Origin of the sequence: Streptomyces sp. NRRL S-350 (assembly GCF_000719705.1) — a bacterium.
In the GTDB taxonomy this organism is placed as follows: domain Bacteria; phylum Actinomycetota; class Actinomycetes; order Streptomycetales; family Streptomycetaceae; genus Kitasatospora.
Genome location: NZ_JOHO01000097.1, coordinates 1 through 15,358 on the forward strand (window position 1 = coordinate 1; position 15,358 = coordinate 15,358).

Sequence of the window (15,358 nt, forward strand, 5' to 3'; positions counted from 1 at the left end):
TGGTCCTCGCGGACATCACCGGCGACGGCCGCGCGGACTACCTCCTCACCAACTCCGGCGGCTCCGTCAACGCCTACGTCAACAACGGCGGAGACGGCCGCGGAGGCTGGACCGACTACGGCCGCGTCGCCGCCGGCGCCTAACGCACAGGACCAGCCGACCACCACCTCCGGCGGACACAACAGCCGGCCCGGTCGACGGTAGGCCACCAGAGCGGGCCCCGCTCGCCCTGAGATGCCTGGAGGCCCTTACCCCATGCAGGTAAGGGCCTCACGCACGGGCCCGAATCAACCAACAGCGTCTCCGGGTGGAGGGCGGGCCCCTGGCGGGTCCGGTGGCGCTGTTCGTCGCGCCCGGGTGCGGACGGGGTCAGCCGGCGGGGCGGTCTGGCCGGCGGTGGCGATGCACTCGACGTCCAGCTGGTCGGCGAGGCCGGCCAGCACCGCGCCAAGCCCGTGGCGGTCACCGGGTCCGTCCCGGGCACACCGCGCTGCGCCCAGTCCTGCCAGGTGGCGGCGATCCCGCGCAGCAGGCCGGTGACGTAGTCGGCCGGGACCACCAGTGCGCCGTCCTGGTCGCGGCGCACCGGCAGGTGGAACTGCTGCTCTCCGCCGTTGCGGGATTCCATGAATTTCCTCCGGTGAATTTTGCTCGATGGTCATAGAAAAAGTCCCGGCTGCCTTTTCGGCGGCCGGGACTGGCCTTTTTTCGGCGACATGGGGCCGCTGGCGGGGTGGTCTTACAGCTCGAGGTCCATCCAGGCGACGTCGTTGAGTTCGACGTCGAGGCCGCGGGCACGGCGACCGCCGTCCTTGAAGTACTCATCGCCCAGGGCCTCGGCGAGGATCGCTTCCTGCCGGGCCTGGCTCGCTCCGGCGTCGCGGGCTTCGTAGAGCCGCTGGGCGAGGGAGCCGGGCATCTTCTGGTGATCATCCGGGGGCGGGGGTCGTCGGTGGAGCCGCCGGCCGCGCTATAGCCGAAGGTCGCCTGGATGTGGAGCATGAACCCCTTCGTCTCGGCGTCGCGGCGGACCTGGCAAGGGCCAGATCCACCGACCTCGCCCACCGCGGAGCGGATGGAGCGCGCGGCCTGGCGGGCGACGGCGTTCTCCCGCATCCGGAGGCGCAGCTCTTGGTAGGCGGTGTGGTCGGCGAGCGGGGGCCGGGCCGACTGCGCAGCGGTCGGTTCACCGCGGTGGGTGGGGCGGTTGTCGGGGTCCTGGTCGTGCTGCAGCACGGGGGCGGGGCCGACGCGGGTGGATCGTCTTCGAGGACGAGGCCGGGTTCGCGATGACGCCGCCGCGCGCCCGCACCTGGGGGCGACGCGGATGCACGCCCGTCGTCCGCGTCCGCGGCCGTTCCCGACGCCGGATCTCGGTGGCCGCGATGTGCTGCTACAAACCCGGCGAGCAGAGCCGGATGATCTACCGGCCCCGCTTCCACTTCCCGCTCAAGGGAGCCCGCAAGAGCTTCGCCTGGACCGACTACCGCGACCTTGCCGTCCGCGCGCACATTCAGCTCGGCGGCCCGATCGTCCTGGTGTGGGACAACCTGAACACCCACCTGGCCGCCGGCATGAAGCAGTACGCCGCGGAACACGACTGGCTCACCGTCGTCCAACTTCCCTCGTACGCACCTGACCTCAACCCGGTCGAAGGCCTCTGGTCGCTCTTGCGGCGCGGCCCGATGGCGAACACGGCCTTCGCCGACCCCGACCACCTCACCCGCACCCTCCGCCGAGGCCTGCGACACATCCAGCTCCAGGCCGCCCTCATCGACGGATGCCTGGGTGGCACCGGTCTGTCACTCACACCACCGACCCCACCCTGAAAACCTCAGTAGGTGGTGGCGGGTGGGGGTGTTCGGTTTTGTGGGTCGGGGTGCCCGCCGGGCCGGGGCCGCTTTCGTCTGTTCGGCCGTGGTGCTGCGCGTCCTGGTGCTCGCCGTCGAGCGCGGCCTGTTGCGCCGTCGTCCGGGCCGTGGCCGTTGTCCGGGCCGGGCGCCGCTGTCCCGGGCCGCTGTGCTCGCTCCGGCCGCGCCTTGACCGGAGCTGCCCGGCTGTCGGGTGGGCCAGGATGCACCCCGCTGCCTGCTGCCGGGCCGACGCCTCGCTCCAGGCGGTGCTGGACGCCGCCGAGGGGCCGCGTCGCCGTTCCGTCCCGGCTGCGCTGCTTCCTCCTGGCGGCCCAGGGCCGTGCTTGCCTGGGCTGCGCCGCGCCGCCGTCGTGGCCGGTGGTTGCTGGATGGCCGTCAGACCGTCCTGACGGCGCTGTCCTGGAAGATGGATGGTTTGCCAGTGAAGTTGGACCGACGCTCGTTTGCGAGAGCGGTGGGGCTGTCGTCAGGCGGGGGACGTTCGAACTGCGTCAGCAAGACAGTCATGCCCCGGGACGAGGCCTCAGGTTGTTTTGCTCCTCCCAAGCCTCGTTCGCTTCGATGTAGAGCGGTTCCAGGTACTCCCAGGGGTCGAGACCCCGCTCGCGCATCTCGCGCTCGACGCGCCAGTGAATGAACCGTGAATGGGGAGCCCCGAAGACCAGGCGCCGATCGAAGTCGATGTCCGAGGCCTCGGTGAGCCACTTCACCAGGAGTCCGGTCATGCTCAGATCGAACTCGACGAAGGGATGATCGCGTTCCCACAGAACAACTGGCCACTGCTCGGGAACAGCGCCCGTCGTGCGCCAGTAGACGGCGCCCCGCAGGTCGCTGTTGCCGTCCACCAAGCGGAGCCCGCAGACCAGCGCCCCGGGCTCCGGCCACAGCGGATAGTCGGACTTCGTGCGCAGAAGCCACGCGGTCCTCTCGGGGGTCGGGGTCATTTGACCCACGGACGCGATCCCCGACTCGTGCTCTCCGCTCACGGGCGGGAGCACCATCAGGCACTCGTCAACAGTGCCCACACCGTAGACGGCGATGAGGTCACGGAAATCAGCCGGCAATCGAGCTCCCGCTCGACCTCCAACCAGTCCAGTCGCTCCCCGCTCTCCGGGCCGGCCGGCATCAGCGCTATGAGGCGCTCCACATCAGGGTGCACAGTCGCCGTTCCTTTACAGCCGCATGAGCATGGGCGGCCCAACTGTACGCCCGCCGCGTCCTGGCCTCAGGCGTGGGTGATCCGGCCCCCTTCTCGACGGTCCACTCGCTCTTGCTTGACCGGGTGATGGCGGGGGCCCGGGGCGCGCCATACTGCACGTCGTGAATCGCGAAGATCTGGCCACGGCTCTCGAACGACATGCCACCGATGCCGCCAACGAGGCTGCCCAGGCCCTGCGGGCCGGGGCAGCCTTCAGGGTGTGGGAAGAGCTGCAGTCGGCTCACCGCTTTCTCAACATCTGGGCATGGCGGGCTGAGTGCATGGCACAGGACGGCGTCTCCACCTGCAAGGACTTCGAACAGGGGCTACCGGATCTTCGGCGTGCAGCAGACACCCCCGTCGCCTTGGGACGAGTCGCCACCGCCGAGGACATCCACCTGGTCTTCCTGACCGCTGATCTGAAGTCATGCGTTGCCGTGTTGTAGGCCGACGCCTGCCCCGCAGCTCCCCCGACGGACAACACCCCGGCGCGGTCAAACTCGCTGAGAACGATCAAACTTCGTTGAGACGGGTCGCTTGGGTCGCTGCGCACCGGCCGTCGGCGCCGTCCTGGTCGCCCCTGCTGTCCTGCGACAGGTGATCTCGACCGGTTGGCAACGATCTTGACCAGTCGACTCCGCCGAGCCAGGCGCGGTGGTGGATGATCGGGTCGTGCTGGTGCAGACAGAGCCGATGCCGCAGTCCGGGTCGGAACGGGTGATGGTCCGAGTCCACACACCCGTAGGCAGTGTCGTGGCGGTGTGGCGCGGCGACGCACACGACGTGGCGGGCTTGCACCACATCGAGTGGACCATCGGGGAGGACATCCACTGGGGCCTGAACACATGGCCGGCTCTGCTCGCCGAACCTGGGGTGCGCGAGGAGGCCGGCCAGGTTGTCCTGCGAGGACGGCTCCAGCTCACCGCGGACGGCGCGGCGGTCCTTGAGGTGGGTGACTCGCTGGTGCTGTTCGACGTCTGCTCGCCGCCCCCACCCGACGACACCCGGGTGGAGATCCGCATCGATCCCGAGGGAGTAGAGCTGTACCCCTACCAGCTCTGACCGGTCAAAGGGACATGGCATCGGTCAAGATCGCGTGTCGCAGCACACCTGCCGCCGTCCTGGTCGGCCACCAAGCCGTCCCGCTGCGCCTCGGTGGCCGGTGCCTCCCCGCGGGGCGGTTCGACGCCCTGGTCGTCCTGGCCGCCGTCCTGGTCGCCTGCCGTGGGGGTGCCGGGGAGGCCGTGCTGGTAGTGGGTGGGTGCTGTCGCGCCCTGTGACGTGGGCGGATACCCTCATTCCCCGTGTGTGGCGGGGGTGCGACAGGGGGCCGGGCGGGGCGGCGGCGGCTGCTGCTGCTCGGGTTGTCCTGTGCCACCGGTCCTTGACCGATTGCCACTGAGCTGAACCCCTGGCGGTCCGCGCCGTCGAACCTTGACCGCTCTGGTCAGCCCGGTTCCGGGCCGGTCGACGGCTCCGCGCTGCCTGATGGCTCCGGGGATTCACGGTCGCTGGGGTCGAACTGCTCACCGATGTTGTTCCACATGAAGCCGTCCCGCCAGCCCGGCTTCGCGCCGACCCAGCCGAGCAGCGCCCCGAGGACCTTCTCCTGGGAGACCGTCAGGGTCTGATAGTGCAGCTCAGCCACGCCGTCCCGGTACTCGAGCTGGAAGGTGTTGTTCTCGCGGAGCCGGACCTGGATGTACCAGCTGCCGGGCTGCTCCTCGTCCACCCGCTCCAGGACCAAGTGGGCGTTCCCCCGTTGCAGGTTGGCCAGCATCGTCCCGATAGCCGGCTTGGAGGGACGTTTCACCACGTGGCCGCGCTCGTCGGTCGCAATCAGCATGGCCAGATCATCGAGCAAGGGTCTGACACCGCTCGGCGAGGCCCTGACCAGCGCGGTCCGGCTCCTAAGCGTTGACGACCTCGACCCTGTCAACCGCACCATCCGCCTGGGTGGACGCCCCCATCCGGTGCCTATGGACCCGATCAGCTGGTCGGCGCTCCAACGCTGCGTGGCGCACCGCACGGACCAGCGCACCGACAAGCCCCCACGTGATCGTCACCAAGATCACCAAGAGCGGTCGGGCACCGGTGTCGACCGCCTATGTCAGCCACCTTCTGGATCCCTGCGGTGTTGCGCCTCGGACTCTGCGATGCACCCGCCTTGCCGACCTCGTGCACCCTGGACCCCAAACTCGTCGCCGCAGCCCTCGGCATGGATCCCGAGGGCGTCATGATCTACCTCGCCGATCACGTCCATGCAGGACGCCTCCCGCGATGGGTGAGGCCTCCGTGATCTACCGTTCAACCGATGAGCTCCCACGACACCGACCTCGACACGCCGACCGCCGTGACCGTCCGCTGCCAGAACAACCGCTCCGTCAGCGTGCGGCTCTGCGACTCCTCCCGGCCCGACGAGCCAGGGAGGTGGTGGGGTCGGTGGTTCCGCCGATGACCCGCAGGTCACCGTTCTTGTCGACGGTGATGACGTCGGGCTTCTGGTCGTTGTCGACGTCGCCGAACAGCGGCTGGGTGCCGGGCTTCCAGGGGACGTAGAAGTTGTGGACGGCCGGCTGGCTGTAGTTGCCGGCGTTGTCCATGGCCCATGCGTACAGGGTGTTGGTGCCCCCGGCAGGGCGGTGTCCATCACGCTCATCGCGCGGCCTCCTCTGCGTCGTCGCAGCCCTGGTCGCCGTGGAGCTCGTTCGTGGTCTGCGGGGGGATCGTGGCGCCGAACAGGTCCTGGGGCCCGTGGAGGAAGGCCGCCGCTCCTGCGTCGCCGGTCTCCGGTTCGGGGTCGGTCTCGGTGCCGGCGATCAGGATGCCCTTGATCGTGCGGTAGGAGGGCTCGCCGACCGTGATGGCCTTGCCGCAGGCAGCCTCCAGGCGCTGGTCGCCGTACTTCTTCCGCAGCCCGAGGACGCCCTGGGCGGCGCGGAGGCGGTAGAGCGCGTTGACCTCGAGCAGCTGGTTGATCACCTCCTGGCAGCCGTCGCCGACCTCGGATGCCTGGGTGCGGCACCAGATCGGTGTCTTCATCTGGAAGGCGATCTTCTCGGGCGGGTAGTCGTTCTTGTCGGTGCGCTTGCCCTGCTGAAGGTGACGTCAGAGCCAGCCGCTGGCCTCAGCTCCGCGGTGTCTTCTCCCCGTGGACAGTGGTGGTACTCGGCTGCCAGCCAGGGACCGAGGTCGTCGATGAGCATGCCGAGGATGGCCGGGGTTGCTGTCGGGGTGCGGGCTGTTGCCGCGGCGAGGCGCATCTGAGCGGCCCGCTCGGGGTAGTAGCTGCCGAACACTTCGGCGGATGCGGCGAGGTCGCTGGTCCAGCCGCCCCAACGCGGCATGACCAGGGTGAAGCCGGTCCGCACGATTCGACGGGCGACCCCACGGCTGAATGTCCTGCGCTCTGCGTCTGAAGTGATAGCAGTCGCTTGTTCGCGCCAGCGCGGGAGTACCAGGCCCAGATCGCCGTTGGTCTCGCGGGCGAGCAGGGGCGTGGGGCGGTAGCGGGGCAAATCTTCTGCGAGGTCGTTGCCGAGCAACGGAGTGCACAGACAGGCGACGAACCACCCGAGATCGTGGCGTTCGAGATCGCTCAGCAGCGCGCCCGTGCTGAAGAGGAGGACCCCGACTCCGTTGACTTGTGCGAAGCCGCTGTCGAGGCCGGCTTCCAGGACATCAGCGTCAGCCCGGTCGGTCACGTTGGGTTCGTTGCGCAGGGCGAGCAACAGGTCGAGGTCGGAGACGGCGGGGATCGCGGTGCCGCGCGGGATGCTGCCGTAGAGGTAGGCGCTGTGCAGTCGGGTGTGGTCGAAGGTCTTGGTGATCCGCTCGCGGGCGGCATCTACCACCGGGGCGAACGCCTTCGGCACGTAGCTCAAGGAGCCCTCCCGCGCGATGAACCCGTCGTCGTCCAGTCCTTTAGCGGTCATGAGGGCACTCTGCCGTGCCCTCGACCCGTCGGCGAACGAATATCCCGATCTTGAGGGGGCTTGCACGCGTCGCTGGACCGGATCACGGCGGCGGCCGGGGTGGCGGTGGTCAGCAGCACCACGGCGGCGGCACAGCTGAGGCGGCGCACGTCAGTCCGTCGGCCGGGAGGTCCCGCTGCCATGTCCACCGGCCATCAGGTGCAGGCGCGTAGACGCTGCGGCCGCCAGGGTACGTGCACCCGGTATCGGAGATGGTCGGCACCCACGGGTCGTTGTCCAGGACGTCCACGTCGATCTCTTCGCCGTCCAGCGGACTGCCGTACAGCGTCACCGTCGCGCACTCCGTCATTCCGCCGACCGTACCGCTGGTACGCGGGCCGGGGGGCGGGCGGTCACCGGCGACAGGGGGAGCATCTTCCGGTGACAGGAGAAAGGCGTCCGGACGGGACCGTCGACCGACCCGTCGGTCCCGGCCATCCCAGCCGGGGCCGCAGCCTTCGCGGGGCCGGTGCAACCCGGGTTGCTGCCCGGGGCACCAGGGCCCGCTTGCCTCGCCCTGGACCCAGGCCCCGGTCGGCCCCGGCGCGCGGAGCGTGCGTTCGGAGAGCGGCCCGTTCAGCCGGGCGGCACCGCCGGACGTCATCACCTGGTCCAGCCCCGCAGGGCCAGGCACCGCGACGCCGCCCGCCGACCACCACGCCACCACCACCCACCAGCAGCGGAGGAGAGGGGCCAGGAGAGGGGTTGTCTGATCTTCCGTCGGCCCGCGCACGGCCCGCTGACCTGCGCTAACGCCAGAGGCTTCGGCGGACGCCCGGGGTGTCACGGTGGTACCTGGGTGCGTATCTGCGGTGGCGCCCTCGGTGGTACCTGGGGTGGTGTCTACGGGACTGCCTACGGCGGTACCTACGGTGGTGCCTAATTCGTTGATAGCGGATCGGTGTAGCCAGGGGTTGCTGTCGGTTCGTTCGAATGTCGTGGTCGTGACGCCTATGGCCACCCGGGCCGGTGATGCCTTGGGATAGATCGGCGCGCGGCCTCGGTGCTCGTGGTGGTGGCGGCCGGGTGGGCGCCGGACGGACGCCTTGGTGGTCCCTGGCTGTAATGCCTCCACGTAGCACGAGCGCCTTCCGGCGGCCTCCCGGCCGCCACCACCGTCAACACCCCCGCTCTTGATCACTCGTTGGTGTTGGTGGTGCGAGCCCGCCGCACGGTGACCCCTCGTTTTGCCCGAGCCGCCGAGCTCCCGCGACAGACCGGGGCCCGTGGGGCGCGCTGGTGCCACGAACGGCTGGTGAGGTGGCGGACCGGCCGGGTGGCCGAGTCCTGGAATTAGGTCGCTGCGTGGCCCGCATGCGCTCGTGACCAGCGCAAACACCACGCTCCGGGAGGGAAACAACTTGATCTACTGCGGCATCGACTGGGCCGAGCGGACGCACGACGTCGCCCTGGTCGACGACACCGGCCAACTGCTCGCCAAAAGCCACATCACCGACGACGCGGCCGGCTACAAACTGCTGCTGGACCTGCTCGTCGAGTACGGCGACACCGAGGAAGCCCCGATCCCGGTCGCCATCGAGACCTCCCGCGGCCTGCTGGTCGCCGTCCTGCGGGCTGGCAGGCGCAAGGTCTTCGCGATCAACCCGCTGGTTGCCGCCCGCTACCGCGACCGCCACGCCGTCTCCCGCAAGAAGTCTGACCCCGGCGACGCCCTGGTCCTGGCCAACATCCTGTGCACCGACATGCACGCCCACCGACCCCTGCCCGACGACACCGACCTGGCCCGCGCCGTCGCCGTCCTCGCCCGCGCCCAGCAGGACGCCACCTGGAACCGGCAGCAGATGGCCAACCAGCTCCGCTCCCTGCTGCGCGAGTACTACCCGGCCGCCCTGGCCGCCTTCGAGCTTTGGAAGAACGGCCTGCGCCGCCCCGAGGCCCGCGAGATCCTCAAGACCGTCCCCACCCCGGCCAGGGCCGTGCGGCTGACTCGCACGCAGCTCGCCTCCGCCCTCCGGCGGGCCGGCCGCCAGCGGGGCATTGAGGCCGAGGCCGAGCGGCTGCGCGAGATCTTCCGTGCCGACTGGGCCCACCAGCCCGCCCTGGTCGAGGACGCGCTCGGCTGGCAGATGCTCGCCCTCCTGGGCCAGCTCACGGCCGCCTGCATCGCCGCCGACGACCTCGCCCAAGCCGTCGAGGACGTGTTCCCGCACCACCCGGACGCCGAGATCATCTGCAGCTTCCCCGGCCTCGGCGCCCAGCTCGGCGCCGGGTTCTCGCCGAGACGGCGACGACCGCGCGCGCTTCGCCGACGCCCGCGGCCTCAAGGCCTACGCCGGGCCTCCCCAGTCACCCGGGCCTCAGGCAAGAAGTCCAGCATCACCCGCCGCTGGGTGAAGAACGACCGGCTCAACCGCGCCAGAACGACCGGCTCAACCGCGCCAGAACGACCGGCTCAACCACGCCAGCTACCTCTGGGCCTTCTCCGCCATCGCCGCCTCACCCGGCGCGAAAGCCCACTACCGGCGCCGCCGCGACGACCACGGCGACTGGCACGCCTCCGCCCAGCGGAACCTCTTCAACCGCATGCTCGGCCAGCTCTACCACTGCCTCAAGAGCCGCCGACTCTTCGACGAGCAACAGACTTTCCCCGCACCACTTGCGGCAGCCACTTGAGGCACTCAGCGCCCGCGATCGGCGCTCCACTCGTAGACACCCGGGGCCGTCTCGACGACCTCAACGGGCCACGTCCGCCGGACCTGTTCCAGGCGTTCGTGGTGGTCGCTGATCCAGTTCTCCTCAGGGCGGGCCCCGATCATGGTGATGAGGCGGCCCGGATCGTCGACCGTGATCGAGAGCCAACCGTCCTCGTGCAGGTGGAACCCGAGCGTCAGCCCGCGGTCACCGCCGATGCTGGCGTCCCGCCCAGGAGCCAGGGCGGAAAGCTCCTCCTGCCATGCGTCCAGGTCGTGCGGGGAGAGGTAGACGTCCAACCGGGCGTCGACGAAGCTCGCGAACACGAGAACATCCGCACGCAGGATGTCGTGGAGCATCGGGTCACCGGACTTGAAGCGCCCGGTGACCCGCACGATGCAGCGGTTCCCGTCCTCGTCGGCGAGGTCAATCAGGTCCACCGGAACAGGGTCGGTCATCTCGTCGTCGCTCACTCTCGTCGTCCGGCTCGCCCTGCATCCTCTCGCGTCGCGGGATGACCGCAGCAGCTGGCCCAAGCGAGACCATCCCGTTCGAAAAGAACCGCCCGAGCCTCGGCCCCGACTTGACGCCTTCGCACCGTGAGGTGTCTACGTGCGGCCGCCGCGGCTGTCAGCGGCTTTCCAGTGCCGCGAGTTCGGCTTCGACAGCCGCGGTGTATGGGCGCGGGCGCCGTAATGCTCGCGCCAGGCGGTGGCGCAGCGGGTCAGCTGTGCTTCGGCCTCGTGGCGCCGGCCCTGGGCGGCGAGTGCGCGGCCCAGGGTAGTGGCGGTTTCCAGGGCCCGGTGGTTGTGGGTGGTAATAGCGCCGGGTGAGCGACCGCGTGGCGGGCCTGGGACTCGGCCTCGTTCGGCCGGTCGAGGCCGAGCAGGACCTGGGCGGTGACGGTGGCGGACACGACGGTGCTTGGGCCTTCGTCGGCCCCCGGGTCGTGCGCCTGGGCCTCGGTGAGGGTCCGTAGTGCCTCTTCGGACCGCCCCAGGGCGGTGAGGCTGCGGGCGAGGCCTAGGGAAAGGCCGGCCCCGGGCGGCGGGCCAGTGCCTTCCGGACGAGCGCCTCGGCCTCGGTGTGCCGGCCGGTGCTGTTGAGGGCGAAGACCCGCGCGCGGTTCACAGCGTCGCGGCGCCGGTCGCAGGCGGGGAGGGTGGACAGCAGGGCCCGGTGTTCCTGTTCGACCCGGTCGTGCTCGCGCAGGACCGCTAGTTGCTGGAACCGGCTCACGCGGGCCGCAAGCAGCAGCCGGTGTCCTCTTCGGAGTACTGGACCCCGGCCGTAGGGATCCACGAACCTCCGGAAGTCCGCCGAAAGCTGGGCCCCGAACTGCTCTCGGCCTTCTCTCAGCTCACCTCGACGCCCTCACGTCCGGGATCACCCATCAGCTCCCCGAGACCGCCGAGGGTTCCCGTCAGTTCCACATCTCCGATTTCCTCCATGACCGGATCATTCGGTGGAGAAATCACTCCACGACCGGGTGTCCGAAGCGACGTCGAAGACCTCGGACAACGTCGAGAAGACGGCGGCATCGCCATTCCCGACCCAGAAGTACCGCTTATCTGGTGATTCCTCGTCCCGCACCATGAAGATCCCCACTGTGCCGTCCACGTTCACCGAAAGCGGAGCCAGTACGGCATCCTCCGTGAGCCCCTCGTCTATGTGGACGTCGATGCTGGTGACGACATTGCGGAAGCGGAGCGCCCGCGAGAGCGTCTCCCCGGACGGCCAGTCACACCACCCCAGGAGAGGCATACCCGAACGGAAGTTGTCCATCCCGTCGGAGAACTCCAGGAACTCGCGGTAGCCCGGCTCGATCGGCTGCCGCAACCACCTCTCAAGCTCCGCGATCTGACCCGCATCCGCTGGCGGCCGAAGCCCCGGAGGCGCCGATAGATCGGACTCGGGATCCGACCGGTGATCGGCGTTTCTCGCGGCTACGAGCCTGTCAATCCACTCAGCCAAGGCGCTCCACTCCCCTCGCCGTCGTGTACTTGCTAGCGAGTGATGTTACAGATCCCGTACTCACCGCGTGTGACGGACCCGTGGATGTGCTCGGTCGTATAGGTAATCGGCGTCTTATTCACACCGGCATAGATGAACTCAGTGGTTTTGTAACCTTCGTTGTACTGTTTGCATAGGCACCCACGAGCGAGTTCACGTCATTGTCCTGTTGGTGCCAGCAGTACGGGGAGACTTTCCGGACCAATTGGTGTCGGGAAGGTGACCGACTACCTGGCCGTTGTACTCGTACGGAGTCGCCTTCACCTCCTTAGAGGACGTCCTCGGCCTGGTGGCCAACGACATGGGCATGAGCACCGAGGAGACCCTCGCCTGCCGCCGCTACGCGATCTCCGGGCACGTCCGGGCTATGGACGGCTGGTAGCAGCGGCTTCGCAGTTTCTGCGGATCGCCGAGCGAATGCTCTACGGGTTACTTGTCCTCAAGACCCATCCCATGTCGGCGAGCGTCTGAGAAATGGGGACGTACCACATTCCGTTGTAGCACTCCGGCGTTCGCGAGCCAGCGTCAGAGGAAACGCGGCCATTGCAGTTAGTCTGCTTGTCAAGCGACGTGATGGTCCCGCGGGCTTGGACCTTGGTTCCGTCTAGCGCGATGACAGGCCCACCGCTGTCCCCGTTGATAGACGCGATGTCGTTCTTATCCGTCTGAACGACTTGGTCAGCGAACTTGCGCCAGACGCCATTGGGGCCTTGAATCTGTCGGTCGACTTGCAGGATGCGAAGACCGCAGTGCACCCCAGAGTTTGCGGCAGAATGGCATACGTATTCGCCTTCATTGTTTCCGCCGTAACCGGACACCTGGGCGGCGTCATTATCGGAGGGGTCATTCCACGGGCCGCCGTAGACATATCCGCCCGAGTTTTGCCCGTCGTGAGGAACGATGCCGATCGTGTCATCCGCAGCATTTCCGTCACCCGAGTTGGCGTAGCCCATGTAATTATCGCTATACCAGGTCCTGTACGACCCCGCCCCGCAGTGCCAGGCGGTGGTGACGAAGTTCTTGTAGTTTGCCGACGGACTGTAGACCCCGAAGCCAGTGGAACAGATTGTTCCGCCCGGGGTCCGGACACCGGCGCCGCCGTACCAGGGCTCGGAGTCCGCGCCTCGCGTTAGGTCTTCAACCATCGCTTGGTGATGGGCATGGACTTCCACGCCTGCGATGGTGGATGCGATGGCTTCCACCTGTGGCGTGAGCTCTTCGACAGGAAGCGGGGGCATGACCGCTCGCATCTCGGGTGCCTGCGCATCGTCCGTCTCGTAGCCGAGGTCGAGGCCACTACCGTCAAGCGACGGCCCGATGCTGTTGATGTGGCTCGGCCTCTTGGCGGCGATGGGAATGGGCTTGCCGTTCGATAGCAGCTTCTCACGCGCTGCGTGCAATTCCGCCTTGGAATATTTGGCGGTCACGACCTGCACGCTCACATCCTTGGGAAGGTCTTGGAGTACACCTTGGACTGCGCCCGGCAGCTCCCCCTTCCAGTGCAAGGTTATGCGGTTGGCCACCGGGTCCACCTCGACTTCAGAAAATCCCGGGATCCGATCCCGGTTCTGTTCGTCCTGTCCTCCAGTGATGCGATCGACGACCTTGTGGAGGGCCTCCTGCTTTTTCATGAGCTCGGCGACCTCTGGCTTGGCGGCTGCCAGCAACGCAGGTCCGCTGACACCACCCGCTGGCTTCTTCTTCCCGGGCGCGTGGCTCGGCTGAGTCGGCGCCGCCCCGGGTGTACCACTTTCTGATATAGCGATAGCTGGAGCAATGGCAGAAATCGACGCCAGCAGAGCGGCGGCAAGGACTATCCACCTTCGGCCGGCGCTACTTTTCCGATTCATTCTTCCCCCCCCAATAGAATGCAATTACCATTCGCGTTCGCAGGCAATGTTGCACCCCTCACGGTACCGGCAAGGGGTTGCCCAACACACTGCGAATAGAAGTCCCGGATGCATCCTTATGCAACCTTTCCGGACACGGCCATGGAGGGCTTTGCCATTTCTTGGCAATAGAATCGACATGCCTTGCGCCACTTGCCCGGTAAGTACCGCTTCCTGACTCGTTTGACTTCGCACGCGCCATCCCGCAAGCATGGCCTTGACCGCCGAGGAGGGCCCGTGACGAAAATTACCGTCCGTGAGATGTCGAAGCGCGGACGACGGAATCGCTTGACCGCCGCGGCTGCTGTAGCCGTCCTCGCTGGCGGGCTCGCGATCAACGCGTGGATCAACCGGGGCCCGGAAACGAAGGTCTATGAAGGCCCAGTGGCTGGCTACCCGCTGCTCGTCAGCTCGGACGGCCAGACCCTGACACTCAACATCGGCTGGGGGTGCGAGAAGCAGCCCCAGCTCGTGGCCAGCGAGTCCGCCGGCGCGGTCAAGATCTCCCTGCGGCACACGGTCCCCCCGGGGTTCTGCGACCCTGGCGGTATCGGACAGATCACCACCCACCTGAACAAACCGCTCGGGACCCGGACCCTGAACGACGCCACCGGAAAGCCCGCCATCCACTTCGATGAACGCAATCTCCTCCGGCCTGCGTTCCTGCCAGAGAACTACTACCCCTACCCTGCGGGCGAGATGGTCCACTTGCCCGGCCTGGCCCCCCTCCCGACCGACACGTCCGCTTGGGCCATCGGCTACACGCTGGGCACAGGGCCCGACGTACATGGGCACCTGATCATCAGTCAGACCCTAGGGAACAGCACGCCACCGGACGGCCGGGCCGCCACAATCAAGGGACACCCCGCGACCATCACGCAATCGGATCCTAACGGCGGGCCTCGTTCGCTGACATGGTCGGACGGGACCTACACCTTCGCCGTTACCACCGGCGCCCCCCCGCGGCTCTCGGACGAGGAACTCATCCGCGTCGCCGAGAGTCTCAAGTAGCCGACCCGTGGCAACCTCTAGGTGGGCCACTCGTCGGGCTGGCCCCACCAGAGCCGCAGCTACACCTACACGGGTCAGGGTAGGGAGATTTCATCGAGACGGGTGATCCGGGCGACCTCCACGGTACTGGCCTCGCCCGGTTCGAGAGCCTGCCAGGTCCGGCCGACGGTGCCCGCGGTCGGCGCCTTCGTGACGATGACGGTCCCCAGGTCGCCACGTTGCGGGAGCGGCGCGGACAGGGGGGTGACGCGGCCGTACCAGGCTGCGTGGAGCTGTCCGGTCGATCTTGATGGGGTGCCTTCGGGTTCTGGTGCCGATACCCTCCTTGCGGCAGAAGGGGAGGGAACGGTCGTGGCTGACGCTCTCCTGCAAGACCTCTGGCTCCACCACACCGCCGACGTCGCGGTCAACACCCTGACCATCCACACCGACCACGTGACCGTCCACGCCGCCACGACCGGCGACGAGGCGGGCTGCCCGTCGTGCGGAACCGTCTCGACCCGGAGCCGGCAGCTCAAGGAGGTCCTGGCACGCGTCCCGGCACTCGCCACCACCGCCGAGCACGTCAGGACCTTCGCCGAGCTGATGAACGATCGCCGCGGCCGAGAGCTCAAGGACTGGATCACGCGCGTCCAGCAGGACCAGGTCCTAGGGGTCGTCTTCAAAGCTGATCAAGTGATGAGAGATCATGTCGGTCATGGTGCGCCGTCATGAGCTTTCGGATGCCGAGTGGGCTGTGTTGTCGCG

Annotated in this window: 15 protein-coding genes and 3 pseudogenes; 7 read left to right on the plus strand and 11 right to left on the minus strand. The window is 68.0% G+C overall.

The annotated features are described in order from the left end of the window. Positions 1–739 precede the first annotated feature (739 nt). A complete protein-coding gene (locus IF30_RS44315; protein ID WP_051712116.1) occupies positions 740–919 on the minus strand; it encodes a hypothetical protein in 180 nt (59 codons plus the stop codon). A 337-nt stretch (positions 920–1,256) separates the two neighbouring features. On the opposite strand from IF30_RS44315, the pseudogene IF30_RS0138105 reads away from it, so the two are divergent. Beyond that, positions 1,257–1,829 (plus strand): annotated as a pseudogene (locus IF30_RS0138105) (transposase); the annotation flags it as partial. Between the two features lie 548 nt (positions 1,830–2,377). Here the strand turns inward: IF30_RS0138105 and IF30_RS42640 are convergent. After that, entirely contained in the window at positions 2,378–2,938 is a 561-nt protein-coding gene (locus IF30_RS42640) for a hypothetical protein (RefSeq protein WP_158835848.1), read from the minus strand. Between the two features lie 256 nt (positions 2,939–3,194). On the opposite strand from IF30_RS42640, the gene IF30_RS0138120 reads away from it, so the two are divergent. From IF30_RS0138120 to IF30_RS48360, 3 genes are all read left to right on the plus strand, one after another. Continuing rightward, positions 3,195–3,518, plus strand: coding sequence for a hypothetical protein (locus IF30_RS0138120; protein ID WP_030247281.1), 324 nt, complete (start codon positions 3,195–3,197; stop codon positions 3,516–3,518). A 226-nt stretch (positions 3,519–3,744) separates the two neighbouring features. Continuing rightward, a complete protein-coding gene (locus tag IF30_RS0138125; RefSeq protein WP_158835851.1) occupies positions 3,745–4,134 on the plus strand; it encodes a hypothetical protein in 390 nt (129 codons plus the stop codon). A 14-nt stretch (positions 4,135–4,148) separates the two neighbouring features. Next, a complete protein-coding gene (locus tag IF30_RS48360) occupies positions 4,149–4,352 on the plus strand; it encodes a hypothetical protein (protein ID WP_158835854.1) in 204 nt (67 codons plus the stop codon). Positions 4,353–4,519: 167 nt separating this feature from the next. Here IF30_RS48360 and IF30_RS0138130 read toward each other — a convergent pair whose 3' ends face one another. The 5 genes and pseudogenes from IF30_RS0138130 to IF30_RS46050 all read right to left on the minus strand — a co-directional run bounded on the left by IF30_RS0138130 (position 4,520) and on the right by IF30_RS46050 (position 7,356). After that, a complete protein-coding gene (locus IF30_RS0138130) occupies positions 4,520–4,918 on the minus strand; it encodes a hypothetical protein (protein WP_063752974.1) in 399 nt (132 codons plus the stop codon). 538 nt (positions 4,919–5,456) lie between these two features. Continuing rightward, positions 5,457–5,675, minus strand: a complete 219-nt coding sequence (locus tag IF30_RS0138135; RefSeq protein WP_030247289.1) for a hypothetical protein — start codon at positions 5,673–5,675, stop codon at positions 5,457–5,459. Between the two features lie 52 nt (positions 5,676–5,727). Next, positions 5,728–6,114: a hypothetical protein gene (locus IF30_RS0138140; protein ID WP_030247291.1), complete on the minus strand. Its 387-nt coding sequence runs from the start codon at positions 6,112–6,114 to the stop codon at positions 5,728–5,730. A gap of 85 nt (positions 6,115–6,199) precedes the next feature. Next, positions 6,200–7,007: pseudogene (locus tag IF30_RS42645) on the minus strand (nucleotidyltransferase). A gap of 109 nt (positions 7,008–7,116) precedes the next feature. Continuing rightward, positions 7,117–7,356 carry a hypothetical protein gene (locus IF30_RS46050; RefSeq protein WP_078892027.1) on the minus strand — a complete coding sequence of 80 codons (240 nt, stop codon included), beginning with the start codon at positions 7,354–7,356 and terminating at the stop codon, positions 7,117–7,119. A 1,012-nt stretch (positions 7,357–8,368) separates the two neighbouring features. Here IF30_RS46050 and IF30_RS46055 point away from each other — a divergent pair. Next, positions 8,369–9,680: pseudogene (locus IF30_RS46055) on the plus strand (IS110 family transposase). A 5-nt stretch (positions 9,681–9,685) separates the two neighbouring features. Here the strand turns inward: IF30_RS46055 and IF30_RS0138160 are convergent. From IF30_RS0138160 to IF30_RS0138190, 4 genes are all read right to left on the minus strand, one after another. Continuing rightward, positions 9,686–10,156, minus strand: coding sequence for a DUF5959 family protein (locus IF30_RS0138160; protein ID WP_030247297.1), 471 nt, complete (start codon positions 10,154–10,156; stop codon positions 9,686–9,688). A gap of 565 nt (positions 10,157–10,721) precedes the next feature. Continuing rightward, a complete protein-coding gene (locus tag IF30_RS0138170) occupies positions 10,722–10,937 on the minus strand; it encodes a hypothetical protein (protein WP_030247299.1) in 216 nt (71 codons plus the stop codon). 219 nt (positions 10,938–11,156) lie between these two features. Then, positions 11,157–11,672, minus strand: coding sequence for an SMI1/KNR4 family protein (locus IF30_RS0138180; protein WP_158835860.1), 516 nt, complete (start codon positions 11,670–11,672; stop codon positions 11,157–11,159). A 461-nt stretch (positions 11,673–12,133) separates the two neighbouring features. Continuing rightward, positions 12,134–13,342: a hypothetical protein gene (locus tag IF30_RS0138190; RefSeq protein ID WP_030247303.1), complete on the minus strand. Its 1,209-nt coding sequence runs from the start codon at positions 13,340–13,342 to the stop codon at positions 12,134–12,136. Positions 13,343–13,837: 495 nt separating this feature from the next. Here IF30_RS0138190 and IF30_RS0138195 point away from each other — a divergent pair, with 495 nt between their 5' ends. Both IF30_RS0138195 and IF30_RS0138200 read left to right on the plus strand, forming a co-directional pair. Beyond that, positions 13,838–14,611, plus strand: a complete 774-nt coding sequence (locus IF30_RS0138195; protein ID WP_158835863.1) for a hypothetical protein — start codon at positions 13,838–13,840, stop codon at positions 14,609–14,611. Between the two features lie 351 nt (positions 14,612–14,962). After that, a complete protein-coding gene (locus IF30_RS0138200) occupies positions 14,963–15,325 on the plus strand; it encodes a hypothetical protein (RefSeq protein WP_030247307.1) in 363 nt (120 codons plus the stop codon). Positions 15,326–15,358 lie beyond the last annotated feature (33 nt).

Excerpts from the sequence above, each read along its gene's own strand:
- IF30_RS48360 (WP_158835854.1), top strand. The coding sequence starts at position 4,149 with ATGGCATCGGTCAAGATCGCGTGTCGCAGCACACCTGCCGCCGTCCTG.
- IF30_RS0138190 (WP_030247303.1), bottom strand. The coding sequence starts at position 13,342 with ATGAAAAAGCAGGAGGCCCTCCACAAGGTCGTCGATCGCATCACTGGA.
- IF30_RS44315 (WP_051712116.1), bottom strand. The coding sequence starts at position 919 with ATGCCCGGCTCCCTCGCCCAGCGGCTCTACGAAGCCCGCGACGCCGGA.
- IF30_RS46050 (WP_078892027.1), bottom strand. The coding sequence starts at position 7,356 with ATGACGGAGTGCGCGACGGTGACGCTGTACGGCAGTCCGCTGGACGGC.
- IF30_RS0138160 (WP_030247297.1), bottom strand. The coding sequence starts at position 10,156 with ATGACCGACCCTGTTCCGGTGGACCTGATTGACCTCGCCGACGAGGAC.
- IF30_RS0138140 (WP_030247291.1), bottom strand. The coding sequence starts at position 6,114 with ATGAAGACACCGATCTGGTGCCGCACCCAGGCATCCGAGGTCGGCGAC.
- IF30_RS0138130 (WP_063752974.1), bottom strand. The coding sequence starts at position 4,918 with ATGCTGATTGCGACCGACGAGCGCGGCCACGTGGTGAAACGTCCCTCC.
- IF30_RS0138135 (WP_030247289.1), bottom strand. The coding sequence starts at position 5,675 with ATGGACAACGCCGGCAACTACAGCCAGCCGGCCGTCCACAACTTCTAC.